Here is a 21,258-nt window from a genome sequence, read left to right as displayed (position 1 = left end):
CGTCTCAGGCCGTGGTCAGACGGGTCTCGTGCGCGGTCTGGCGCTCACCCGACGGGTCGCGGTCGGCCAGGTAGTCGGCCCCGATGACTGCCGCCAGCACCAGCACCGCCACACCCTGATGAATCGTGCCCAGAGTGACCGGGACATACGTCAGCAGGGTGGCGATTCCCAGGCCCACCTGTATGGCCACCACCGCAAACAGAGCGTGAAAGGTCCACCGGATACGGGCATCGGGTTCTCTCTTCCAGACCCGCAGCCAGGCGACCAGGGCGATGACAAAAGTGACCACGGCCAGTACGCGATGAATGAATTGCACGGTGGCCGTGTTTTCAAACAGGTTCCGCCAGGTCGGCTCCAGCCCCAGAATCCCATGCGGGATCCACTGGCCGGCCATCAGCGGGAATGTGTTGTAGACCAGCCCGGCGTTGAGGCCGGCCACGAAAGCGCCCCAGATGATGGTGACCGAAACCATGGCCAGCAAGGCGATGGTCCACGGCCGCCAGCGCCGAGGAGCCGGTCTCCGGGGCCCCGGCCAGAGCAGGCTCAGCGCCAACCGGAACATGATCGCGAATATCACCAGGGCCACGCCCAGATGAGCGGCCAGGCGATAGGGGCTCACGCGCGGGATGTCGACCAGTCCGCTCTGCACCATGTACCAGCCCAGCCAGCCCTGAAAGCCGCCCAGGGCCAGTAGGCCGAGCAGAGGCCAGCGCAGCCGCACGGGCACCATGCCGCGTACCCAGAAAAATAGCAACGGCAGGGCGAAGACCAGGCCCAGTCCGCGAGCCAGCAGGCGATGGCCGAACTCCCACCAGTAAATCACCTTGAATTCCGACAGCGACATGCCGTAGTTGATCTTCTGGTACTCCGGGCTGGCGCGGTAGGCGTCGAACTCCGCCATCCATGACTCCTCGTTCATGGGCGGAATCACTGTCAGCGGCTGCCACTCGACCATGGACAGGCCCGAACCGGTCAGACGGGTGGCTCCGCCCACGATCACCAGGATCAGGAGGACCAGGCAGCAGGCCATCAGCCAGCGGCCGAGAATGCGCTCGTTACGTCGTTCAATAAAATTCATCCATCAATCTCCTGCGCCGGTGTCCGGTGCTGCCGCACCAGGCGAACCGCCTTGACTTCCTTCTTGTGATCGGCGCGATCCAGTCCGTGGCGCATGTCCACGGCCCAGGCGCTTTGCGGATACAGTCGGAAGGTTTCACTGGCCCAGTATTCCCCGGCCTTGACATGGGGAAGCCAGGCCGGGTCGACGATCAGGCCGGTTTCGTCCATCAAACGCCGGTCGCCCAGTGTCATCATTTCATTGCGGGTCGGCACGCGCCAGTCGTGAAAGCCGCACAAGCCGGCCTCGTTGACCGCGCTGGCAAAGCCTTCCGTGTCACAGCGCGAGTTTACACAATCGCCGTCATCGCGGGCGCCCGGTTCACCCATGTTGATCTGCTCATCGGCAAAGTACCAGGAATACTGTTGGCCGGGCTGATGCAGCCCGGCATCCTCGCGCTTGACCTCCCACATCAGGCCGGTGCGCTCGTCGAAGATGCAGTGGTGGTCCGGGTCGTTGTCGGCCAGTGTCTCACCGTCCGGTCCAATGCGCGACCAGGAGTCTGAAACCGGCGGCGCATCGTCCGCGCCGCCACAGGCCGCGATGATAAGGGTGACGGCCAGAGCCGTCGGAATGGTCAATCTTGCAGGCATGGAAATCATTGGCGCGGCCCTCCCGAGCTTAAGGCGCATGTTGAATGCATGAATCATGAGGCAAAGATATACCGGATCGGGGCGGGTAAAACTGATTGGGATCAATTTGGGGGAGGTAAAAGGTGAAAGGTGAAAGGTGAAAGGATAAACCCTGGCCACCTTGCCTCTTACCTTTTACCTCTTACCTTTCACCTAAAACCCGAATTTGATCTACATCAATGACCAGCGCCAACCCCCGGCGCTAGACTGCCAACCACGCACCATTGCACCCACAAACATGCATCTTGCACGCATGTTAAGTACGGAAACCCGATAGCAGGAGGGTCCGCCATGACCGAACAAGACCAGAACCGGCAAGACCACGAACACGCACCCGATGATGAGTCCGAAGAACGCCTCCCGATGATGCAGCGCATGCTCGACAACCCGTTTTTGCTGCTGTTTCTCGGCGTCACCGTTCCTTCGGTCAGCTACATCATCTGGGGCGTGATGGAAATCGTCACGATCCCCATCGGACGCTGATTCAAGGGAGCCATCACCATGACTGCATTGCAACCCCCATCGAAAAAGATCTGGTGGAAACAACCCGTCGACCGGGTCGAGATCGTCTGGATCGGCATCGCCCTGGTGTGGTGCCTGATCATGTTCTTCTTCATGCCCTTCTGGCATGTCTACGGCGATCAGAACTACTCCGGCGAGGCCTACCGCGTACAGCCCGAGCGCTTCGCCGAGAAGGTCAACGAGTTCGTTGCCGAGCACACCGTGCGCCACGAGACCGACCGCCAGATCCCGGTCGTCAGGCCGCCGGCAGGCTCGGACATTTATCTGCTTGGCCGCCTGTGGGACTGGTACCCAATTCTCGAGCTCGAGAAGGGCGAGACCTATCGCCTGCATGTCTCTTCCACCGATTGGCAGCACGGCCTGTCGATTCAGCCGATCAACATCAATTTCCAGGTGCTGCCCGGCTACGAGATGGTGCTGCAGATCACCCCCACCGAAACCGGCGAATACGCTGTGGTGTGCAACGAGTATTGCGGAATCATGCACCACGCCATGCTGAGCAAGCTCTACGTCGTTGAAAGCGGTCGCAACCAGGGAGAACCGTCGTCATGAAACCCGAATTCAGAACCTGTCCGGACTCGGGCCTGGTCTTGCACCGCCCGGCCGAAAACCTGATCAAGGCCAATGCCATCGCCGCGGTCGTCTTTCTGGCCGTCGGTGGCCTGCTTGGCCTGCTGGTGGCGCTGACGCGCTGGCCGGCCGTGCAACTGCTCGATGCCGAGCTCTTCTACACGGTGCTGACCGGCCACGGGATCGTCACCCTGCTGGTGTGGATCCTGTTTTTCGAAATGGCACTGCTGTATTTCTGCTCGTCGGTGCTGCTGCGCTGTCGCATCGCCACACCGCGCCTGGGCTGGGTCGCTTTCGGCCTGATGACCGTCGGTGCGGCCATCACCGCCGTGGCCATTCTGCAGGGCGGCTCGAGCGTGATGTTTACCTCCTATGTGCCGATGCCGGCCGAACCGCACTTCTACCTCGGATTGATATTGTTCGCGGTGGGGGCGCTGATCGGTACCTTCATCTTCTTCGGTACGCTGGTCATTGCCAAAGACGAGAAGACCTACGAGGGCTCCATTCCGCTGGTGACCTTCGGCGCGCTGACCGCGGCAATTATTGCCGTGTTCACCATTGCCTGCGGCGCGATCATCCTGATCCCCACTTTCCTGTGGTCGATTGGCTATATCAGCGAGATCGATGCCTTGATGTACCGCCTGATCTGGTGGGGCATGGGCCACTCCTCGCAGCAGATCAACGTCGCCGCCCACGTGGCCGTGTGGTACGCCATCGCCGCGATTGTCTTTGGCGCCAAGCCGATGTCGGAGAAGGTCAGCCGCGGCGCGTTCTTCCTCTACATCCTGTTCATTTCGATTGCCTCGGCCCACCACCTGCTCGGTGACCCGGGCCTGTCGACCGAATGGAAGATCTTCAATACCTCCTATGCCATGTACCTGGCCGTACTCGCCAGCCTGGTCCACGGCCTGACCGTACCCGGCGCCATCGAGGTCGCCCAGCGCGAGAAGGGTCACGACAAAGGCCTGTTCGAGTGGCTCAGGAAAGCACCCTGGGGCAATCCGGTGTTCTCCGGCATGTTCCTGTCGCTGGTCGGCTTCGGCTTTATCGGCGGCATCTCCGGCGTGGTCATGGGCGCCGAGCAGATCAACTTCCTGATCCACAACACCATCTACGTGCCCGGTCACTTCCACGGCACGGTGGCGCTGGGTACCACGCTGGCGTTCATGGCGCTGTCGCTGTGGCTGGTGCCGGTGCTGTTCCGGCGCGAGCTGATCTGGCCGAAGCTGGCCATGTGGCAGCCGTGGCTGTTCGGTATCGGTACCGCGTTGCAGGCCTTCTTCATGATGGGCGCGGGCACGCTGGGTGTATCGCGTCGCCACTGGGACATGGCCTTTGCCGGTTCGGCCTTTGAATGGGCCTACCCGGGCATGGCCTACACCATGATGGCCCTCAATGGTGTCAGCGCCATCATGGCCGTGGCCGGCGGCGCCATCTTCGTACTGGTCATCGTCGGCACCATCCTGTTCGGCAAGAAGAAGGGCGCGGCGGAGTACTCGAGCAGCAAGCCGGCGGTCCTGACCGGTCCGGCCGAGTCGCTGACCGGCCATGGCAACATCGGTCTGGGCATCAAGGGCTTCCCGGCACCGGGGACCTTCATCCTGGCGATGTTCCTGCTGCTGGTGTTCGTCGTCTACTACTTCATCAACTACGGCTACCTGGCCTCGGTCTGGAAGTTCAGCTGATGAGCCGGCGTCCCCTCGACACCACCCAGGCCCTGCCGGCGGTTGCTCCGCCGCCGGCAGTCTCCCTGGTCGCACTGTGCACCGCGCTGTTCAAGGTGCGCATCGGCTTTGCCATCACCCTGGCGGCCTTGGGCGGCGCGGTGCTGGCCGCGGGCCAGTGGCCACCGCTGCTCGATACGCTGATCCTGTCGGTGGCGGTGCTGCTGGCCGCGTCGGGGGCCGGCGCCTACAACCACTACTATGACCGCGATATCGACGCGGTCATGGGCCGCACCCGCGGCCGTCCCTTCGTCAACGGCCTGATCAGCGCCAGAACCGCCTGGCCGGTGCTGTTTTTCGCCATGATTGCGGCTGGTTCCGGCCTGGCCGCCTGGCACTTCAACCTGGCCGCGGGGCTGTTCACCGCCGCCGGCGCGCTGACCTACGCCATCGTCTACACGATGTGGCTGAAGCGGCGCACCGACCTCAATATCGTCATAGGCGGTGCCGCCGGCAGCTGGGCCGTGCTGGCCGGCGCCGCGGCAACCGGCGAATTCGGTTCCACCGCCGTGTTGTGGCTGGCCCTGGTGCTGTTTCTCTGGACCCCATCGCATTTCTGGAGCCTGGCCATCGCCCTGGCCGACGATTACCGTCGCGCCAAGGTGCCGATGCTGCCGGTCACCCGGGGCGTGACAACCGCCGTGCGCTGGAACTGGATCAACACGCTGCTGCTGGCTGCCAGTACTGTGGCGCTGGCCGTGGTCGTGAACACGCCGCTTCTGTGGCTGGGTGCACTGGCCGGTTCGGGCTGGCTGCTGTGGACCACCTGGCAGATGGTGCGCGACCCGGTGCGCGGCAAGGCCATGACCGCCTTCAAGGCCTCGCTGATTCAACTGGGTGCGCTGCTGGCCGGCCTTTTCACCGCCTTCATGGTGCCGGGATGAACGCCTGGGCGCGCGCAATCGCGGCGGCCCTGGCGCTGTTGCTTGCCGCAACCGCCGAAGCCGACATCAATCGCGAAGCCATCGAGGTCAGCCAGGCCGCCCTGGGGCGTGAAGTGCGCGATATCGAACTGATCGATACCAACGGCGAGGCCCATCGACTGGCCGACTTCTACGGCGCCCCGCTGGTCATTTCGGTGATCTACACCGCCTGCGTGCATTCGTGCAGCGTCAGCACGCAGCACATCAACCGCGTCGTCCAGATCGCGCGCAATGCCCTGGGCGATGCCAGCTTCAACTTTCTCACCATCGGCTTCGACTACCCGGTCGACACCCCGGATGCCATGAAGCACTACGCCCGCCGGCACGGCGTGCGCGACCCGAACTGGCACTTCATGGCCAGCCGCAATCCCGATGAACTCGAACAGCTCATGGAGGATGTCGGCTTCATCTACCAGGAGTCCTCACGCGGCTACGATCACACCGTGCAGGTCACCATCATCGACCAGGAAGGCCGTGTCTACCGCCAGGTCTACGGCGAGATCTTCGATACGCCTTTGCTGGTCGAGCCGATGAAAGATCTGGTGCTGGGTCGGCCCTCGCCCGACGACGGCCTGCTGACCCGGGTAGCCAACCGCGTGCGCCTGTTCTGCACCGTCTACGACGCCCGCGGCGACCGCTACTACTTCGATTATTCCCTGTTCATGGGCATCTTCATTGGCACCGTCATTCTCGCGCTCGCGCTGGGCTGGCTGGGCGTGGAGATTGTCCACTACCGTCGCCGGAGAACGGTATGACTACCCCGCAAGCACACGCGCTGCCAGGATCGGCCAGGCGCCTCCTGGCAAGGCTGGAAATGCCGTTGTCGCGGGCCTTCGACGGCGTGCACAATCCCATGCATCACCTCGGTGCGCTGACCATCTTCTTTTTCTACGTCGCCCTGGTCACCGGCATCTACCTGTTCATCTTCTACCGCACCAGCCTGGAAGGGGCCTGGGAATCGGTGGAATATCTCACGCACGAGCAATGGTATGCCGGCGGCATCCTGCGCAGCCTGCACCGCTATGCTTCAGACGCCGCGGTGATCACTCTGGGTCTGCATATCGTTCGCGAGATGATACGCAGCCGCCACAAGGGCCCACGCTGGTTCTCCTGGCTGACCGGTGTGCCGTTGATCTGGATCGTGCTGTGGTTCGGCATTTCCGGCTACTGGATGGTGTGGGACGAGCTGGCCCAGTACGTGGCCGTGGGTAGCGCGCGGCTGATGGACTGGCTGCCGATCTTCACCGACCCGATGAGCCGCAACTTCATCAGCAATGAGGCGGTCAGCAGTCGCCTGTTCACGCTGATCGCCTTTATCCACTTGGTCGGCCTGCCCATCATCGCGGTGCTGGCGATCTGGTTCCACCTGCTCAGGGTTCGTCGCCCGCGCATCAACCCGACGCGCAAGCTGATGCTGGGCAGCCTGGTCGCACTACTGGTGCTGTCGGTGCTGGTGCCGGTCTACAGCCACCCGCCGGCCGATCTCGACCGCGTCCCGCTGTCGCTGGACATCGACTGGTTCTACCTGGCCATCTTCCCGCTGATGTCTCTGACCTCCGAGGGCTTCGTGTGGCTGGTCGCCGGTGGCGGCACCCTGGTGCTGGCCGCCCTGCCGTGGCTGCCGCCGGCCAAGAAGCCGCCTGTCGCCGAAGTGCACCTGCCCGACTGTACCGGCTGCGGTTTCTGTGCCGAGGACTGCCCCTACGGCGCCATCGACATGGTCGAGCGCAGCGACGAGCGCAATTTCAAACTCGAGGCCAAGGTCAATCCCGACCTGTGCGTGTCCTGCGGGATCTGCACGGGATCTTGCCCGTCCTCCTCGCCGTTTCGCCAGCGCCGACCGCTGACCACCGGCATCGAGATGCCGCACTTCACCATGGAAGATTTCCGGCTGCAGATCGATGTGGCGGCAGACAAGGCGCGCGGAGCGGTGCTGGTGTTCGGCTGCGACCACGGCCCGCGGGTCGAACGCGTGGCCGGTCCGAAGACCCATACCGTCAGCTTGCCCTGCGTGGGTATGATTCCGCCCGCGGGCATCGACTACGCCATGCGTTCGACGGGCTATTCCGGGGTGGCGATTGCCGGCTGCGAGGGCTGCGACTGTCACCACCGCCTCGGCGATGATTTCACCCGCCAGCGCATCGAACGCGAACGCCAGCCCGGCCTGCGCAAACGGGTGCCGCGCGAACGTCTTTTGACGGTATGGATGAAGACAGGTGACGAAACCCGGCTGGATCAGAAACTGACCGAATTCGGTAAACACCTGGCCGACCTTTCCGGCGAAGAAGAGCAAACCGACCCGCAGGAGTCGGGCCGGCGCGAGGAAGTGCAATGAGGCGCCTGGCACGTCATGTCGGCCAGTTGGCGGCCTGGACCCTGTTCCTGGTCGTGATTGCCGCTTTCGCCATGGGCCCTGCCTTCTCGCCCGTGCCTGAAGGCTACGGCGAACTGAAGATCAGCATGGCCCACCTGGCCGAACGCGTCGAGCCCTGCCGCCCCCTGACCGAGGAAGAACAGACCGATCTGCCGCCCACGCGGCGTGTCACCGAAGTCTGCCCGCGCGGGCGCGTTCCGACCCTGGTGCGGGTGCGCCTGGACGGTGAGCTGATCATCGACCGGCGCGTCAAGGCCGCCGGATGGCAGGAAGACGGACGCGCCTACCTGCTCGAATTCGAGCCGCTGCCGGCCGGACATTACGAACTGGAACTGGCCCTGCGCGACAGCCCGCGCGAGGAGGGCTATGACATGCAGCGCCAATTCAAACTGGCACTGGAACCGGGCCACTCGGCCCTGCTGGAGATCGGCGACGGTGACGTCGCCCTGCGTCTTCCGCAATAGCGATGAGGCCCTGGTACAAGGAGAACATCATGCAACAGCAATCCTGGCAACTGACCGTACCCGACGACTTCCGCAAGCCCCTGGCCAATGCCTGGATGCAGGCGGCGGTGATCGCGCTGTTGCTCTCTGGCGTGTTCGTCATCCTCATCGTGGCCTCGCGCACGCCGGGCGTGTCCACGCTGTTTCCCTATGAAAACTTTTTCCACCTGGCTATCGTCGCCCACGTCGATTTCTCGGTGCTGGTGTGGTTCGGCGCCTTCAGCGCGATTCTTTGGACGCTGGCCAGCCGGCCGGTGGCGGCCATCACCGGGTGGGGTTCGCTGGTCGTGATGGCGGTCGGTTCGCTTCTGATCGCCATCGCCCCGTTCCAGCAAGGCCAGGCCATCATGAGCAACTACGTACCGGTGCTCGACAATGCCCTGTTTCTCGGTGGCCTGGCCATCTTTGGTCTGGGCCTGCTGATCAGCGCCATGCGTTCGATGGTCAACCCGTTGGCCGCATCCGGCCAGCCGGCCGAGGAGGGCGTGATGCGCTTTGGCGTGCACACCGGGGTGATCGCGCTGGTGCTGTCGTTCGGTGCGCTGATCTGGTCGTTCCTGGCCATGCCCGAATACCTGTTCGGCCCGCAGTACTACGAGGTGCTGTTCTGGGGCGGTGGCCACATTCTTCAGTTTGCCTGGGTGCAGTTCATGCTGGTGGCCTGGCTGTGGCTGGCCTCCAGCTCGGGCATCCGCATCCCCCTGAGTCCGCGCCTGGTCATGGCCTTCCTGCTCGCGGGCGTGATCCCGGCCTTTTTGGCCATCTGGGGCTACCTGTACTTTGATGTCGGCAGTCCCGGCCACCGCACCTTTTTCGTCTGGCTGATGGCCGCCGGCGGCGGACTGGCGTCCGGACCGATCGGGCTGGCGTTGCTGATCGGCTGGTGGAAGAGCGACCGGGCGAAGAATATGACCGAAAGTGCGCTGCGCGCCGGGCTGGTCTTTTCCATCGCCCTGTTCGGTTTTGGCGGCGCGCTGGGCTTTCTGATTACCGACTCCAACACCATGGTGCCGGCCCACTACCACGGCTGCATCGTCGCCATCACCCTGACCTTCATGATGCTGGCGCTCTACCTGCTGCCCAAATTCGGATTTCGGCCGGCCAGCCTGAAGATGATGCTGGCCCTGCCCTGGATATACGGGACGGGTCAGTTTCTGCATGTCATCGGGCTGGCGTTTTCCGGCGGTCACGGCGTTCAGCGCAAGACCGCGGGTGCCGACCAGATGCTCGAGACCATCGCCCAGCTTGGCGGCATGATCGTCATGGGGATCGGCGGCCTTGTCGCCATCATTGGCGGCGTGCTGTTCCTGGTCGCCTACGGCCAGGCCGTGCTCACCCGCCGCCGTCCCGTTCTGGCCGGCGCGACCTGATTCACTATCCTGACAACGCATGTTTCTCGGTCATGGTCCGGATTGGGATCATTCGACCGCAGATGAACGCAGATGGACGAGGAGTTTATGTATTACGGAAAAAACGGCTCGGAAGTTCCGAGCGTCTGCTCATTAGTGAGCACATTTCTATCCGCGTTTATCCGCGTTCATCTGCGGTTATTTCAAGCCCCGATGGAACAATGGCCAAAGCATGCAAATGATCCGGTTCACTTTTGCGGAGAAATAACGACATGATGGAAATTCTGCTTTTCGGACTGGTCGTGGTGGTGGTGTACTTCATCAGCCACCACGCCGTCATGGCCATCGAGCGCCGCCACGGCAAGCCGCTGGGTGGCTGGCGCTCGGCCTGGTTCTTTCTGATCTTTCTCGGGCTGGTGATCGCAGCCCAGTTGATCATGCGCGCGCTGACCGGAGGCTGAAAGACATGATTCATGACCTGGAACGATTCTTGAGATGTGCCGCCATGCTCGAGGCTGACGCGGCCGCCGGCTACGACCAGCTGGCGCAGAAGATGGACGAGCTCGGCGATGAGGAGGTCACCGCCCTGTTCGCGAAGTTCGGCGAGTTCTCGCGCTTGCACCACAAGGAAGTGCGCGAGATTCAGGAGCGTGAACTGGGCAAGGTTTTCGAGGACGATCTTGACGATGTCACCTGGCCAGACCGGTGGAGCCCGGAGAATCCACTGGCCCACGCCGAACTCGACGGTATCACACCGAAAAAGGCCATCGAGACTGCCCTGGAAACCGAGCGCCGTGCCTGCGACTTCTATTCCATGATCGCCGGAGAAACCCGCTCGGAACGTGTCCAGGAACTGGCCCAGGAGTTCTCGGAAGAGGAAGCCGAGCATGTCGAGCACCTTGAAAGGTGGCTCGGGAAGCTCTGAAGAACTACTGCGCGTGCGCCTGACGGCGTCCGGCGGTGCTCAAAATCCTCATGTATTTCACATATACACGCGCGACGGCTCCGACCCGGCGCTGCGGTTTCTGCGCTCCGGCGGCCACCGTCAGGCGCCCGCTCGCTACGTTCTTCAGAGCTTCCCCCAAGACGAAAGCTTGCGCGAAATCAAAAATGCATTCGGGAAACTTCTTTATACTGAACGCATCCAAGTAAAGGACCGCGTTGGCGGCCCTATAACCAACAAGACGATACAATCGAACTGCAATCCAAACCGAGGAAACGGAAATGCGCCTTATTTTCAATGCCCTGTGTGTCGCCGCCCTGGCCGTGGCGGTTCAGCCGGTCTCCGCCGCCGATGTCGAAGCCGGCGAGACCAAGTTCAAGCAACTCTGTGCCACCTGTCACGGTGATTCCGGCAAGGGTGACGGCCCGGCCGGCCGTGCCTTGCGTCCGGCACCGCCTGACATGTCGGACCCGGCCTGGCAGGAGGAAACCACCGACGATCATATTCGCCTGGTGACCGAAAAGGGTGGACCGGCTGCCGGTCTGGCACCGACGATGACCGCATTTGGTCACACCCTGGATGATGACGACCTCGACAACGTCGTTGCCTTCATCCGCAGCCTGGCCGATTGAGCCAGTCATGACCACCCGCCGCCGGCTGCTGATTCCGTTTCTGCTGCTGGTCATGGCGGGTTCGCTGCTGGCCGGAATCTGGCTCAGCCAGCAACCGACAGGGCGCACTGCCTGGGGCAGTGCGCCGCCCGAGGTGCAGGCCGTGATGTGGCCGGAGCCGCGTTCACTGGCCGAGTTCCAGCTTCATACCCAGCACGGACGGCCCTTTGGTCGCGACCAGTTCAAGGGGTACTGGAGTTTTGTCTTCTACGGCTACATGGCCTGTCCCGATGTCTGCCCGATGAGCCTCCATGCATTGCGCGGCATGCATGATTTTCTCGAAGCACAGGGAGCCGCTGACAACCTCCAGGTACTGTTTGTCTCGCTCGACCCGGACAATGACAGTCCCGCGGAAATGCAGGAATACCTGGACTGGTACCACGAGGACTTCATCGGGCTGCACGGCGAACTCGAGCAGATCGATCGCCTGGCTGCTCCCATGGCGATCAAGTATGCCGAGCATGTCGACGAGACAGGCTATCGCAGCATCGACCATACCTCGTCGGTGATGATCGTCGATCCACGCGGTCGCGTGGTCGGGGCGTTGTCACCGCCACTGGAACCGCAACGCATGGCCGAACAATTTCAGAGGCTGCGCGGCCACTTCGAACGAAACCGGATCTGAAACATGCCGCCTGAAGTACTGCTGAACCTGGCTGCCCGTCGCATGCCGCCGCCTGAACGGGTGGGGTTGCCGCTGAGACTGGTGCCAACGGCACTGGAGCATCGAGTTGTTTCCGGGCTGCTCAATCGTGTGCTGGCCGAGCAGGCCGCAGAGGGAGAGTTCGATTTCCTGCAGGGGCGCTACCTGGCCGTGGAAGTCAGCGACATGCAGTTGCGTCGCGTGTTCACCGTCAACGATGGACGCTTGCTCGCGGCATCACGTCGACAGGCCGCCGACGCCACCATTCGCGGCCGCGCCGTGGAATTCCTGCTGTTGGCCGCCCGCCTGGAAGACCCCGACACGCTGTTCTTCCAGCGCCGCCTGGAAGTCACCGGCGATACCGCCCTGGGGCTGACCGTTCGCAATCACCTCGACCGCCTGCCGCTGGAAGCCATACCTTTGCCAGCGCGCATCCTGCTCAACCGAGTGGCGCGATTCGGAAAGCGGGTACGACAGGTGAAAGGCTAAAGGCCAAGAACGGCTTGGCCCCAATATTTCCTTTCACCTTTCACTTTTCACCTCTCACCTTTCACCTCACGCCACACCCGTCAAGCGCCCGGACCGATAGTCCGCAATCGCCTGCTCGATCTCCTCGCGCGTATTCATCACGAACGGGCCGTACTGGGCCACCGGCTCGCCGATCGGCTTGCCGGCCAGCAGCAGGGCGCCCGCGCCGTCTGAGCCGGCATGGAACACGACCCGGTCTCCATCGCTCAGCACTCCGGTGGAGCGATGCGGCAGGGTGCGTCCGCCGATGCTGGCCTCGCCGTCGTAGAGGTAGACGAACACGTTGTGCCCGGCACTCACCGGGATCTCGACCTCGCGGTTGGCATCCAGGCGCAGGTCGACGTAGAGGGGGTCGGTGCTCAAGGGTTGGTCTGCGGAGTTGACCGGCCCGGTCGCCGACTGGTCGTTGAGGTGCAGCGTGCCGGCAATGACCCGTGCCGACCCGCCTTCGAAGTCCAGCCTGGCAATATCGGAGGCCGGGATGTCGCGGTAGTCGGCCGGCTTCATCTTCTCGCTGGACGGCAGGTTGATCCAGAGCTGGAAGCCGCGCATGCGCCCCTCGTTCTGTTTCGGCATTTCCGAGTGGATCACGCCGCGGCCGGCGGTCATCCACTGCACCGAACCCGGGCCCAGGTCGCCGGTGTTGCCCAGATGGTCCTTGTGCTCCATGCGCCCGTCGAGCATGTAGGTCACCGTCTCGAAACCGCGGTGCGGATGCGGCGGGAAGCCGGCGATGTAGTCGTCGGGGTTGTCGGAGTAGAACTCGTCGAGCATCAGGAACGGATCGAGCCGCGCATGCGGGTTCGAGCCCAGGCTGCGCCGGAGCTTGACCCCGGCGCCATCTGAGGTCGCGATCGACTCGATGATTCGGGTCAGCTTGCGTGCACTCATGGCTGTTGCTCCTTACGCCGCGTCGCGGGCCGATTCGATGACATGATCGATTTGACCGCGCGCCTTGAGCAGAGATTCTTCACGCGCCTCGTCCCCAAGGGCCAGGCCCTCGGCATAGACAAAGCGTATGTCCCTGATGCCCAGCATGCCAAAGAACGACACGATCAGCGGAGACTGGGTGTCGGCCGACGTACCTGCGTACTCGCCACCGCGGGCACAGAGCACGTGTAGCGGCTTGTCATCGATCAGACCTTCAGGGCCGTTTTCGGTATAACGGAAGGTCACGCCCGCCCGCGCCACGTAATCCATCCACGCCTTGAAGGTCGACGGCACGGTAAAGTTGTACATGGGCAAGCCGATAACCACTTCGTCGGCCTGCTTGAGTTCGGCAATCAGGGCGTCGGAGACCGCCACCGCTGCCTGCTGTGACGGGCTGCGCTCGGCCGCATCGGCAAGAAACCCACCAAAGGCCTCAGCGCTGAGGTGCGGCACCGGATCGGATGCCAGATCACGGCACATCACCCGGCCGTCCGGATGATTCGCCTTCCACAATTCGACGAAGTCATCAGCCAGCTTGCTCGACTGACCCGACCCGTTGAACAGACTTGATTTGATGACCAGCAAAGTTCGCATTCTATTGCCTCCAGTTAGTATGTTCGGTTTGTCATGTCACCAGGCCGGCTTTGTTGCCGGCTGATGGAGTTCCCGGATCGGCGCTTTGCGCTGTCGGTTTCAGGGCTCAGGTTTCGATCTATCCATTCACCCTTTCTTTCACCTTTCACCTTTCACTTTTTACCTTTCACCGCCACAATACATTTGCCTGGATCGAACAAAAAGCGCAAAATATAGCCTCAACCATTCGATTAGATCGAATCATGAGCGATCCCCGGATCAGTCTGGAGCAATGGCGGGCGCTGGTGGCGGTCGTCGAGGAAGGTGGCTACGCGCGCGCCGCCGAGGCCTTGCACAAGTCGCAGTCCACCGTCAGCTATGCCGTGCATCGCATCGAGGAGCTGCTGGAGTTGAAGGTGCTGGAAGTACAGGGCCGACGCTCGGTTCTCACGCCGGCCGGCCAGGTGCTTTACCGGCGCGGCCGGGCGCTGGTTGACGAGGCGGCCCGCTTGGAGCGCGCCGCAGCAAAGCTTGCCGAAGGCTGGGAGGCGGAGCTGCGGATTGCCGCCGAGATCATTTTCCCCACCTGGCTGTTGCTCGAATGCCTGGGCCAGATCTCGGCCGAACAGCCGCAGATGCGCGTACAGTTGCATGAGTCAGTGCTCGGTGGCACCACCGAGCTGCTTACCCAGGGTCGGGTCGACCTGGCGATTACCTCGACGATTCCCGGTGGCTTTGTGGGTGACGCCCTGATGCAGGTTCGGTTCGTTGCGGCTGCCGCCCCGACGCATCCACTGCACCGGCTGGGCCGACCCGTGACCAGTGACGATCTGCGCCAGCACCGACACCTGGTGGTGCGGGATTCCGGTGCCCAGCCGGCCCAGTCGGCCGCGCTGCAGGTGACCGAACAGCGCTGGACGGTGACCTCCAAGGCCACCTCCATTCGGGCAGCGTGCATGGGCCTGGGATTTGCCTGGTATGCCGAGGACATCATCCGCCGGGAGCTTGATTCCGGCGCACTCAAACCCCTTCCGCTAGTCGAAGGTGCAGAGCGCTGGGCCGCGCTGTATCTGGTCCTGGCCGATGCATCGTTTGCCGGCCCAGGTGCCAGACGTCTTGCCGACTTGCTCAGACGGGCCGTGGGGGGGCATCCTCCAGCCGCTGAGGCGCCCTGAATCGGCCGGGACACGCCTGGCTTGCAGTACACTGTTCATTCAGTCATCGAGGGCCGTCCATGGCAGCACAGCGCAAGACGCAGCAGTCCGCTTGGTGGTCCCCCCGGGATGTCTCCGGGGGCCAAAGCCTGCAATTCTCGCTGGGGCCGCTGGCCATGATGCTGGGTCATGGCGAGGACGAGTGGTCGCTGAAGATCGAATCATCCGAGGAGTCGGCCGACGATGGCGACAATACCCGGGTACGCGTCAGAAAAGGCCTGCCCGATGAGGCCGACGAACGTTTCGTTCACGCCGGTCAATCCGACCAGGTCGTGCTGAGCCCGCGACTGGCTGATCGTCCGGTCGTCATCCGGCCGCGCCAGCCCGTCTACCTGTTGGCCGGCCAGCAGATCACCCTCTACCTGTCGACCCCGATCTGGTTGCGCGTGGAAGTCTCCGACCCGCCCGTGCTGCTCAAGGAGTTTCCGGTCCTGCGCATGTCCGACACCTGGTTTGGACCTTCGACACGCGAGGGAGAGCTGTGCTACGCCGGACGCACCCAGGCGCGCCACAATCTGGCCGAACTGCCGCAGCGTCCCCACCGGGCGATCACGCCGATGACCATTCACAACGAATCCGCCCAGCCGGTGCCATTGGAGAAGATCAGCCTGCCGGTGCCGATGCTTTCCTTGTACGGCGCCGGGGACGGCAGCCTGTGGACCCAGCGCGTCACCCTGACCCTTGAGGACCAGGCCGAGCAGGCGCGCGTCAAGGTCGACTCCAACCTGCCCGAGGTGCAACGCAAGCTCGATCGGCTGGCCGGCCCCCGTATCGAAGGGGGTCGATCGGGCATGACGCGGGCTCTGAACCTGTTGTTGGGGAACTGACATGCTCGATACGCTATCCGGACTGATCGAATTCGAAGGGCTGCTGACCTTCGGCCGCGCCGTCATCCTGGTGGCGCTGGGCCTGCTGCTGGCCTCGCTGTCGGCCCGGCTGACCGCGCGTGCGCTACGTGCGCGGCTGACACCACAACTGCTGCAACTGGCCCGGCGGGGCATTTTTTATGGTCTGCTTGGCGTGTTCGTGGCCGCCGCCCTGGCCGAACTGGGATTCAGCATCGGCGTGATCATGGGCGCAGCCGGCGTGCTGACCGTGGCGCTGGGCTTTGCCTCGCAGACCACGGCCTCGAACCTGATCAGCGGGCTGTTTTTGATCGGCGAGCGCAGTTTCGAGATCGGCGACATCATTCGGGTGGGCGAGACCACCGGTGAGGTGCTGTCGATCGACGCCCTGTCGGTCAAGCTCAGAACCTTCGACAATCTTTATGTGCGCATTCCCAATGAAACCCTGATCAAAAGCGAGGTGACCACGCTCAGCCGCTTTCCCATCCGACGTCACGACCTGATGCTGGGCGTGGCTTACAAGGAAGACATCGACCACGTACGCGAAGTGCTCATGGGCGTGGCCGAGGCCAATCCACTTTGCCTGGACGAGCCGGCACCGCTGTTCATTTTTACCGGCTTCGGCGACTCGGCGCTGGAGATCCAGTTTTCGGTGTGGGCCAAGCGTGAAAATTTCCTGGCATTGAGGAACGGTATTGCCGCCGAGATCAAGGTGGCTTTCGATGCTGCCGGCATCGAAATTCCGTTCCCGCACCGATCGATCTACACCGGCGAGGTCAGCAAGCCCTTCCCGATCCGGCTGGTTGACGATGGCGGCGACAGCGCCAAGGTTCAGAGAGAGGCCCCTGCTGAAAGCGACGCATCATCCAAGGAGGACTGAATGGCCAAAACCGAATCCACCATGCTGCCGCTGGGCACCCCGGCGCCCGACTTCAGGCTTCCCGATACCGTCAGCGGCAAGGATTTTTCGCTCGACGATGCCGCCGGCGAGAAGGGCACGCTGGTGATGTTCATCTGCAATCACTGTCCCTTCGTCAAGCACGTGCTCGACGAGCTGGCCCGGCTGGGTCGGGATTATCCAGACCGCGGCATCGGCGTGGTCGCGATCAGTTCCAACGATGTCACCGGCTACCCGCAGGACCGGCCCGAACGGATGGCCGAGCTTGCCCAGGCTAAGGGTTTCTCCTTTCCCTATCTTTATGACGAATCCCAGAACACGGCGCGCGCCTATGATGCCGCCTGCACGCCCGACTTCTTCGTCTTCGATGCCGACCGCAAACTTGTCTACCGCGGCCAGCTCGACGACTCGCGCCCCGGCAACGGCATCGAGGTCACCGGCAAGGACCTGCGCGCCGCCCTCGATGCACTGATCGAGGGCCAGCCGGTGGCGAAGGAGCAGAAGCCCTCGATCGGGTGCAATATCAAGTGGAAGGGATGAAGGAAGGTTTCGGGTTTCAGGGTTCAGGTTTCAGGGCGGGCTTCGATTGATAGCCTTGGAACACCACGGCTTGGCGACACCTCCTCTGTCTCTGCATAATCCGCTGCCCTGTAGCGAAGCCACCCCTGAACCCTGAAACCTGAACGCTGAACCCTTCCTTCCCCAATGCTTCCCATCGACGACGCCCTCCCCGACCTGCTGGCGGCGCTAGAAACCCACCCGACTGTTCTGCTGACCGCGCCACCCGGGGCCGGCAAGACCACGCGGGTGCCGCCGGCCTTGCTCGGAACCGACTGGCTGGACGGGCGCCGGATTGTAATGCTGGAGCCGCGCCGTCTTGCCGCGCGCTCTGCCGCACGCTTCATGGCCGGCGAAATGGGCGAGACCGTGGGGCGGACGGTAGGCTATCGCACGCGACTGGACACGAAGGTTTCGAAGGCCACCCGCATCGAGGTGGTCACCGAGGGCATTCTCACACGCATGATCCAGTCCGATCCGGAACTGGCCGACTATGCCTGCGTGATATTCGACGAGTTTCATGAACGCTCGCTCCGTGCCGACCTGGGGCTGGCACTGGTGCGCGAATCGCAGCAGGCGCTCAGGGCCGATCTGCGCGTGCTGGTGATGTCGGCCACGCTGGCGGTCGAACCGCTCAAAGCCCTGCTCGATGATCCGCCGTTGATCGTCAGCGAAGGTAGAAGCTTTCCGGTCGACGTGCACTACCGCCCCTGCCCACGCGAAAAACAGCTCCCCGCCCACGTCGCGGCAAGCATTCGACATGCTCTGGACAATGACGGCGGTTCGCTGCTGGTCTTCCTGCCGGGCATGGGCGAGATCCGCCGGGTGGCCGATTTACTGGACGGTCAGCTCCCCGCCAACGTGACGGTCTGTCCCCTGCACGGCAACCTGAAACCGGCCGAGCAGGATGCCGCCATCGCACCGGCGCCGGACGGCGTGCGCAAGGTTGTGCTGGCCACGGCCATCGCCGAGTCCAGCCTGACCATCGAGGGCATAAGGGTGGTCATCGACGCCGGCCTGCAACGACGCTCGCGCTTCGATGCCAACAGCGGCATGTCGCGGCTGGTCACCGAATCGGTTTCGCGCGCATCCAGCGCGCAGCGCGCAGGCCGGGCCGGGCGTCTGGAGCCGGGGGTGTGCTACCGGCTGTGGAGCGAGTCGCAACAGACCGCCCTGCGGTCGCATACGCCGGCCGAGATCCTGGATGCCGACCTGGCCCCGATGGTGCTGGAGTTGGCGCATTGGGGCATTGACAATCCCGGCGAACTCACCTGGCTGGATGCACCGCCGCAGGCCCACTGGCAACAGGCGGTCGGACTGCTGCGCTGGCTTGACGCGCTGGACGAGTCAGGACGCATCACCACCCATGGCCGCGCCATGCTGGAGCTGGGTCTGCATCCACGCCTGGCGCATATGGTCATTCGCGGTCGCGAACGCAATGCCGGCGGTCTGACCGCGGAACTGGCTGCGCTGCTGTCCGATCGCGACCTGCTGGGCCCCGGCGCCGGGGCCGACATGGGTTTGCGGCTCAATGCCCTGCGTGGCGGAAACCCGCGCGTTGCGCGCGGACGACTGGCCCAGGCTCGCAAACTCGCCGCGCAGATTGCGGGCAAACGGAATGGTCGAAACGAATCACTGGATGCCGGCTGTCTGTTGGCGCTGGCCTTTCCCGACCGAATCGCGTGTTCCCGGGGCGGGCGCGGCCGTTACCGGCTCAGCAATGGTCGTGGCGCGTTCCTGTTCGAAGACGATCCGCTGGCCGGCGAAGACTGGCTGGTCGCCGCGGAGGTCGACGGTCAGGCGCGCGAGTCACGCATCTTTCTTGCCGCCGCAGTCGATCCGACCGTACTGGAATCCGACCTGGCCGATCACATCACCAACGAGACATCGGCCGACTGGGACGAGCGACGCGGCACCGTCATTGCCAGGCGGGAAAGAAAACTGGGTGCGCTGGTGCTTGAGAGCAAAGAGCTGGAGCGACCCGACGCGGCCACCATCGAGGCCGGCCTGCTCGCCGCAGTGTGGCGAAAAGGGCTGGACGCCCTGCCATGGACCGATACGGCCCGCCAGTGGCAGGCCCGCGTGCAGTTACTGCACGGGCAGTGGCCGGAACGCTGGCCGGATGTCGATGACAATGCGCTGCTGGAAAGCATCGATGACTGGCTCCGACCCTTTCTCGCCGGCCTGGCGCACTGGCGCGAGCTCGAACAGATCGACCTGTTCAACACGCTCAATGCCCTGCTCGATTACGATCAGCAGCGCGAGCTGACCCGACTGGTACCCACTCACCTGGAAATTCCCACCGGCCGCCGGGTGCGACTGGACTACACCGCCGAAGGCGGCCCCGTGCTGGCGACCAAGCTGCAGAGCGTGTTCGGCTGGACGGAGTCCCCCAAGCTGGCCGATGGCCGGGTGCCGGTGGTGTTGCACCTGCTCTCGCCGGCGCAGCGGCCGCTGGCTGTCACGGCCGATCTGGCCAGTTTCTGGACCAATGCCTACCCCGATGTGCGCAAGGACATGCGCGGTCGCTACCCCAAGCATCCATGGCCGGAAGATCCGTTGCGCGCCCGCCCCCGGGAGGGCGTGGGTCAAGCCTGACGGCGTGACTGCCCCGGGATGAACAGGAGCAGGCCGGTCAGCATCAGCAGGGCCAGCGACCAGCAGCTCGCCGCCACGGACGGCGCCAGGGTGTCCTGCGGGGCGGCCAGCCGGAGTATCGCCGCGGCGGACATCAGTGCCGTCAGCAGCAGGCTGGCCGGCCAGAATGTCTGGACCGACACTTTCAACAGCAGCAGGCGGGTGCGCAGCATGATGATCGAGGTCAGCGTACCCAGCGCCCCGACCGTAATGGCGTGGACGGCAGCGTTCTCGCCAGGGCCGGCCCACTGCAGCGCCGCCAGTCCCATCATCCCCAAACCAATGCCCAGCCAGGCGTAACCCACGCCAAGACAGTAGAGGTCCGCCCGTCCAGGGCAAGCCCACAATCGCCAGCGACCCAGCCGGACCACTGCCAGCGTCGCGGCAGTGAGCAGCAGCACACCACGAAGCGGATCCAGCGCGGGCAACGCCGAGGCCGGCATGGCCGCGGCCAGGAGAATGATCAGGGCGCCTTCGATGCGCGGTTGCACCCGGGCCTCGAGATGCCCTCCGGCCTGTTCGATGGCGCCGGCCGCGGCCGGGGCGATCAGGCGCCCGCCGAAAAACAGCATCAACAGCGCAAACATCAGCACCGCCATCCGGATCACGACCCAGGCAGCCACGGTGGATTCGGCCGTCAGGGCCAGCTGGAGCACGATGGCGGCGGTGCAGATGGCCAGCAGCAGCGGGCCGATGATGCGGTTGCGCCATTTTTTCGCCGCTTTCATGAACCGGGGTGCCGCAACAGTGGCCACGGCCAGTGCAAACCCGGTATTGAGCGCCAGCGACAGCAGGCTGCCGGGCCACCACAGGAAGCTGATGCGCGCCGACAGCCACAACACGGCCAGCATCACCAGCCCCCGGGCTGACAGACGATTGATCAGAAATCCTGCCACCACGGCCAGCGCATAGCCAAAAAACAGTTCATGGGCGTGACCGGCGGGAAATGCCAGCCCGGGGGGCGAAGAATGCCCGTCCATGCCCATGAGCGACAGCGGTATGCTCAGTGCGCCGTAAGCGGCTGCCAGTGGAAACAGCAGCCGTTCGGTCGTCGGGCGTTTTGATCGGGCCCCGGCGCTCATGCAGTACGAGGCCGGCCACGGC

23 protein-coding genes are annotated in these 21,258 nt (G+C 63.7%); 18 read left to right on the top strand and 5 right to left on the bottom strand.

What is annotated here, in order from left to right; genetic code table 11:
- Positions 1-4: 4 nt before the first annotated feature.
- Positions 5-1,078, bottom strand: coding sequence for a COX15/CtaA family protein (locus IC757_RS16105; protein WP_190975293.1), 1,074 nt, complete (start codon positions 1,076-1,078; stop codon positions 5-7).
- Entirely contained in the window at positions 1,075-1,710 is a 636-nt protein-coding gene (locus IC757_RS16100) for a DUF1566 domain-containing protein (RefSeq protein WP_190975292.1), read from the bottom strand. Before IC757_RS16100 ends, IC757_RS16105 begins: the two co-directional genes overlap by 4 nt.
- 330 nt (positions 1,711-2,040) lie before the next feature.
- Here IC757_RS16100 and IC757_RS16095 point away from each other — a divergent pair, with 330 nt between their 5' ends.
- From IC757_RS16095 to IC757_RS16035, 13 genes are all read left to right on the top strand, one after another.
- Positions 2,041-2,232 carry a hypothetical protein gene (locus tag IC757_RS16095; protein ID WP_190975291.1) on the top strand — a complete coding sequence of 64 codons (192 nt, stop codon included), beginning with the start codon at positions 2,041-2,043 and terminating at the stop codon, positions 2,230-2,232.
- An 18-nt stretch (positions 2,233-2,250) separates the two neighbouring features.
- A complete protein-coding gene (locus IC757_RS16090) occupies positions 2,251-2,823 on the top strand; it encodes a cytochrome C oxidase subunit II (RefSeq protein WP_190975290.1) in 573 nt (190 codons plus the stop codon).
- A complete protein-coding gene (locus IC757_RS16085; protein WP_190975289.1) occupies positions 2,820-4,526 on the top strand; it encodes a cbb3-type cytochrome c oxidase subunit I in 1,707 nt (568 codons plus the stop codon). The genes IC757_RS16090 and IC757_RS16085 overlap by 4 nt, the downstream gene beginning before the upstream one ends.
- Positions 4,526-5,449: a heme o synthase gene (gene cyoE / locus IC757_RS16080; RefSeq protein ID WP_190975288.1), complete on the top strand. Its 924-nt coding sequence runs from the start codon at positions 4,526-4,528 to the stop codon at positions 5,447-5,449. The genes IC757_RS16085 and cyoE overlap by 1 nt, the downstream gene beginning before the upstream one ends.
- On the top strand, positions 5,446-6,243 hold the full coding sequence (locus IC757_RS16075; protein ID WP_190975287.1) for an SCO family protein: 798 nt from the start codon (positions 5,446-5,448) through the stop codon (positions 6,241-6,243). Before cyoE ends, IC757_RS16075 begins: the two co-directional genes overlap by 4 nt.
- Entirely contained in the window at positions 6,240-7,823 is a 1,584-nt protein-coding gene (locus IC757_RS16070; RefSeq protein WP_190975286.1) for a hydrogenase iron-sulfur subunit, read from the top strand. Before IC757_RS16075 ends, IC757_RS16070 begins: the two co-directional genes overlap by 4 nt.
- The gene (locus IC757_RS16065; protein WP_190975285.1) at positions 7,820-8,326 is read left to right on the top strand and encodes a hypothetical protein; all 507 of its coding nucleotides are present in this window, start codon (positions 7,820-7,822) and stop codon (positions 8,324-8,326) included. Before IC757_RS16070 ends, IC757_RS16065 begins: the two co-directional genes overlap by 4 nt.
- Positions 8,327-8,355: 29 nt before the next feature.
- A complete protein-coding gene (locus IC757_RS16060; RefSeq protein WP_190975284.1) occupies positions 8,356-9,735 on the top strand; it encodes a cbb3-type cytochrome c oxidase subunit I in 1,380 nt (459 codons plus the stop codon).
- Between the two features lie 251 nt (positions 9,736-9,986).
- Positions 9,987-10,175, top strand: coding sequence for a hypothetical protein (locus tag IC757_RS16055; RefSeq protein WP_190975283.1), 189 nt, complete (start codon positions 9,987-9,989; stop codon positions 10,173-10,175).
- A 5-nt stretch (positions 10,176-10,180) separates the two neighbouring features.
- On the top strand, positions 10,181-10,639 hold the full coding sequence (locus tag IC757_RS16050) for a rubrerythrin (RefSeq protein ID WP_190975282.1): 459 nt from the start codon (positions 10,181-10,183) through the stop codon (positions 10,637-10,639).
- Positions 10,640-10,938: 299 nt separating this feature from the next.
- Positions 10,939-11,289: a c-type cytochrome gene (locus tag IC757_RS16045; RefSeq protein WP_190975281.1), complete on the top strand. Its 351-nt coding sequence runs from the start codon at positions 10,939-10,941 to the stop codon at positions 11,287-11,289.
- Between the two features lie 7 nt (positions 11,290-11,296).
- Positions 11,297-11,953, top strand: a complete 657-nt coding sequence (locus tag IC757_RS16040; protein ID WP_190975280.1) for an SCO family protein — start codon at positions 11,297-11,299, stop codon at positions 11,951-11,953.
- Positions 11,954-11,956: 3 nt separating this feature from the next.
- Positions 11,957-12,460 (top strand): SCP2 domain-containing protein, encoded by a 504-nt coding sequence (locus tag IC757_RS16035; protein WP_190975279.1) that lies wholly within the window; start codon positions 11,957-11,959, stop codon positions 12,458-12,460.
- Positions 12,461-12,526: 66 nt separating this feature from the next.
- Here IC757_RS16035 and IC757_RS16030 read toward each other — a convergent pair whose 3' ends face one another.
- Positions 12,527-13,390 carry a pirin family protein gene (locus tag IC757_RS16030; RefSeq protein ID WP_190975278.1) on the bottom strand — a complete coding sequence of 288 codons (864 nt, stop codon included), beginning with the start codon at positions 13,388-13,390 and terminating at the stop codon, positions 12,527-12,529.
- Between the two features lie 12 nt (positions 13,391-13,402).
- The gene (locus tag IC757_RS16025; protein WP_190975277.1) at positions 13,403-14,023 is read right to left on the bottom strand and encodes an FMN-dependent NADH-azoreductase; all 621 of its coding nucleotides are present in this window, start codon (positions 14,021-14,023) and stop codon (positions 13,403-13,405) included.
- Between the two features lie 242 nt (positions 14,024-14,265).
- Between IC757_RS16025 and IC757_RS16020 the strand changes: the two genes are divergently transcribed.
- From IC757_RS16020 to hrpB, 5 genes are all read left to right on the top strand, one after another.
- Positions 14,266-15,177, top strand: a complete 912-nt coding sequence (locus IC757_RS16020; protein ID WP_190975276.1) for a LysR family transcriptional regulator — start codon at positions 14,266-14,268, stop codon at positions 15,175-15,177.
- 59 nt (positions 15,178-15,236) lie between these two features.
- The gene (locus IC757_RS16015; RefSeq protein WP_190975275.1) at positions 15,237-16,043 is read left to right on the top strand and encodes a DUF432 domain-containing protein; all 807 of its coding nucleotides are present in this window, start codon (positions 15,237-15,239) and stop codon (positions 16,041-16,043) included.
- A gap of 1 nt (position 16,044) precedes the next feature.
- On the top strand, positions 16,045-16,941 hold the full coding sequence (locus tag IC757_RS16010; RefSeq protein ID WP_190975274.1) for a mechanosensitive ion channel family protein: 897 nt from the start codon (positions 16,045-16,047) through the stop codon (positions 16,939-16,941).
- Complete coding sequence (locus tag IC757_RS16005; protein ID WP_190975273.1) at positions 16,942-17,499, top strand: thioredoxin family protein; 558 nt, start codon at positions 16,942-16,944, stop codon at positions 17,497-17,499.
- Between the two features lie 165 nt (positions 17,500-17,664).
- Positions 17,665-20,115 (top strand): ATP-dependent helicase HrpB, encoded by a 2,451-nt coding sequence (gene hrpB, locus IC757_RS16000; protein WP_190975272.1) that lies wholly within the window; start codon positions 17,665-17,667, stop codon positions 20,113-20,115.
- On the opposite strand, the gene IC757_RS15995 is transcribed toward hrpB, so the two are convergent.
- Positions 20,106-21,236, bottom strand: coding sequence for an NnrS family protein (locus IC757_RS15995; RefSeq protein WP_190975271.1), 1,131 nt, complete (start codon positions 21,234-21,236; stop codon positions 20,106-20,108). The two genes, hrpB and IC757_RS15995, sit on opposite strands and share 10 nt — an antisense overlap.
- Positions 21,237-21,258 lie beyond the last annotated feature (22 nt).

Source organism: Wenzhouxiangella sp. AB-CW3, from assembly GCF_014725735.1.
Taxonomy (GTDB): Bacteria; Pseudomonadota; Gammaproteobacteria; order Xanthomonadales; family Wenzhouxiangellaceae; genus Wenzhouxiangella.
The sequence above is the reverse complement of the archived record's forward strand: the minus strand, read 5'-3'. Positions and strand labels throughout refer to the sequence as shown.

Bases quoted from the DNA above. Each gene is read 5' to 3' on its own strand.
- IC757_RS16105 (WP_190975293.1), bottom strand. From the start codon at position 1,078: ATGAATTTTATTGAACGACGTAACGAGCGCATTCTCGGCCGCTGGCTG.
- IC757_RS16100 (WP_190975292.1), bottom strand. From the start codon at position 1,710: ATGCCTGCAAGATTGACCATTCCGACGGCTCTGGCCGTCACCCTTATC.
- IC757_RS16095 (WP_190975291.1), top strand. From the start codon at position 2,041: ATGACCGAACAAGACCAGAACCGGCAAGACCACGAACACGCACCCGAT.
- IC757_RS16090 (WP_190975290.1), top strand. From the start codon at position 2,251: ATGACTGCATTGCAACCCCCATCGAAAAAGATCTGGTGGAAACAACCC.
- IC757_RS16085 (WP_190975289.1), top strand. From the start codon at position 2,820: ATGAAACCCGAATTCAGAACCTGTCCGGACTCGGGCCTGGTCTTGCAC.
- cyoE (WP_190975288.1), top strand. From the start codon at position 4,526: ATGAGCCGGCGTCCCCTCGACACCACCCAGGCCCTGCCGGCGGTTGCT.
- IC757_RS16075 (WP_190975287.1), top strand. From the start codon at position 5,446: ATGAACGCCTGGGCGCGCGCAATCGCGGCGGCCCTGGCGCTGTTGCTT.
- IC757_RS16070 (WP_190975286.1), top strand. From the start codon at position 6,240: ATGACTACCCCGCAAGCACACGCGCTGCCAGGATCGGCCAGGCGCCTC.
- IC757_RS16065 (WP_190975285.1), top strand. From the start codon at position 7,820: ATGAGGCGCCTGGCACGTCATGTCGGCCAGTTGGCGGCCTGGACCCTG.
- IC757_RS16060 (WP_190975284.1), top strand. From the start codon at position 8,356: ATGCAACAGCAATCCTGGCAACTGACCGTACCCGACGACTTCCGCAAG.
- IC757_RS16055 (WP_190975283.1), top strand. From the start codon at position 9,987: ATGATGGAAATTCTGCTTTTCGGACTGGTCGTGGTGGTGGTGTACTTC.
- IC757_RS16050 (WP_190975282.1), top strand. From the start codon at position 10,181: ATGATTCATGACCTGGAACGATTCTTGAGATGTGCCGCCATGCTCGAG.
- IC757_RS16045 (WP_190975281.1), top strand. From the start codon at position 10,939: ATGCGCCTTATTTTCAATGCCCTGTGTGTCGCCGCCCTGGCCGTGGCG.
- IC757_RS16040 (WP_190975280.1), top strand. From the start codon at position 11,297: ATGACCACCCGCCGCCGGCTGCTGATTCCGTTTCTGCTGCTGGTCATG.
- IC757_RS16035 (WP_190975279.1), top strand. From the start codon at position 11,957: ATGCCGCCTGAAGTACTGCTGAACCTGGCTGCCCGTCGCATGCCGCCG.
- IC757_RS16030 (WP_190975278.1), bottom strand. From the start codon at position 13,390: ATGAGTGCACGCAAGCTGACCCGAATCATCGAGTCGATCGCGACCTCA.
- IC757_RS16025 (WP_190975277.1), bottom strand. From the start codon at position 14,023: ATGCGAACTTTGCTGGTCATCAAATCAAGTCTGTTCAACGGGTCGGGT.
- IC757_RS16020 (WP_190975276.1), top strand. From the start codon at position 14,266: ATGAGCGATCCCCGGATCAGTCTGGAGCAATGGCGGGCGCTGGTGGCG.
- IC757_RS16015 (WP_190975275.1), top strand. From the start codon at position 15,237: ATGGCAGCACAGCGCAAGACGCAGCAGTCCGCTTGGTGGTCCCCCCGG.
- IC757_RS16010 (WP_190975274.1), top strand. From the start codon at position 16,045: ATGCTCGATACGCTATCCGGACTGATCGAATTCGAAGGGCTGCTGACC.
- IC757_RS16005 (WP_190975273.1), top strand. From the start codon at position 16,942: ATGGCCAAAACCGAATCCACCATGCTGCCGCTGGGCACCCCGGCGCCC.
- hrpB (WP_190975272.1), top strand. From the start codon at position 17,665: ATGCTTCCCATCGACGACGCCCTCCCCGACCTGCTGGCGGCGCTAGAA.
- IC757_RS15995 (WP_190975271.1), bottom strand. From the start codon at position 21,236: ATGAGCGCCGGGGCCCGATCAAAACGCCCGACGACCGAACGGCTGCTG.